The 1,453-nt window shown below is 31.9% G+C and carries 2 protein-coding genes; both read right to left on the bottom strand.

The genetic code is table 11. From position 1 onward, the window contains the following. Window positions 1-765, bottom strand: a 765-nt coding sequence (locus AB1349_14315) for a HAMP domain-containing protein (GenBank protein ID MEW6558499.1), incomplete at its 3' end; no start/stop codon positions are given. Beyond that, window positions 762-1,453, bottom strand: a 692-nt coding sequence (locus tag AB1349_14310) for an ABC transporter substrate-binding protein (protein ID MEW6558498.1), incomplete at its 5' end; no start/stop codon positions are given. The genes AB1349_14315 and AB1349_14310, both read right to left, overlap by 4 nt.

The raw sequence follows: 1,453 nt of genomic DNA, 5'->3' as shown, positions 1-1,453 counted from the left end.
ATCAGTCACAATCAAAGTATCAATCATACTTTTGATAATATTGTCAACATAGTCCTTGGACACAGTGACTTTTGATAAATTTTCTGTCATCTTATTAAACGAATTAGCAAATTCACCAAGTTCATCTCGAGATTTTATTTTAACCCGATGTGACAAATCGCCCGTTCTGATTTTTTCTACACCTAACATAAGAGGTTTCAGCGGTCTACTTATCAGGAATCTAACAGCAAAAATTACTACTAAAGATGATATAAGTATTATAACAATCACGCTCAAAAGCATTACTTTTTTAATCTGAGTTGTCTTTTGGTACAATCCTCTTAAAGAAACACCCAGTCGCACCATTCCTAACTTCTTCTCTTTTCCTTTTTCTATTTCTTGAATAATACTCAATTCCTCTTTTCCTGCATCTTTAGATAATTGTATAGCAACTATTGGAGCAGTAAATTCTTTTATTAATACCTTCTCCTTCTCTCCTACTTCTGCTATAAGATTTCCTGTTACGCCTTCTATTCTTGCATACGATATATCTTTTTCTCTTATTATACCTTCAAGGAGCCGTATCAATCCTTCCTTATCTCCAACTAGGACATCATACTCGCTATTATAAGCAATATTATTTACTATAGTTATTGCCCGTTCATCTAACTCAGTCTTAATTGCACTTGTTTCGTGTCTTACAAAAAACCAACCAAGGAAACTGGTAAAAATTACAATTAATGAGACAGTAAGTAAATTGATTTTAGTAGCAATATTTAATTTCATTTTCCAAACACTTCTTCTGCTTTTTCAATAATTTCCTTAGGGATTTTTATCCCTAATCTATCAGCCACAGATATATTTAAATATAGTTTTGTCTTTCTTGGTACACTGACTTGAATAGTAGACAAGTCTTTTCCATTCAAAATTTTTTCAGCTATTTCACCTGACTGTCTACCAATATCTTCATAATCACAGGATAAAGCCAGAAGTGCTCCTGCTTTAACATAACTCGACGAAATTCCCATAACCGGTATTTTATTTTTCAAACAAGAATAAAGAATTTGTTTGATAATTGCTAGCTGGCAAACAATGGTATCTGTAACTAACCATAAAACATCAATATTCATTTCTTCCATTTTTGGAATCTTTTGTATGTCTTCTGTAGATTCGACTTGATATGTTTTCAGAACAAATCCCATATCACTAGCTGTTTCTATGGCTTTTTGAATAATACTCTCATTTTCCTTAGGGTTATAGATTACTCCGATTCTTCTTACTTTTGGAATAATTGTTCTCAAATTTTCAAACTGTAACCTAATCGGTATATCAAGTGGAGAACCTGTCAGATTTTTTGATTTTAAACCAACTCCTTCAGGATCTATAATCATAGAAAAAATTATCGGAATATCTTTAATTTTTTCAGATACTAACTTTGTCGCTGACGTCCCAATAGTCAAAATCAAATCTGGCT

The sequence above is a fragment of the Elusimicrobiota bacterium genome (assembly GCA_040757695.1).
GTDB lineage: Bacteria > Elusimicrobiota > UBA8919 > UBA8919 > UBA8919 > JBFLWK01.
The sequence above is the reverse complement of the archived record's forward strand: the minus strand, read 5'-3'. Positions and strand labels throughout refer to the sequence as shown.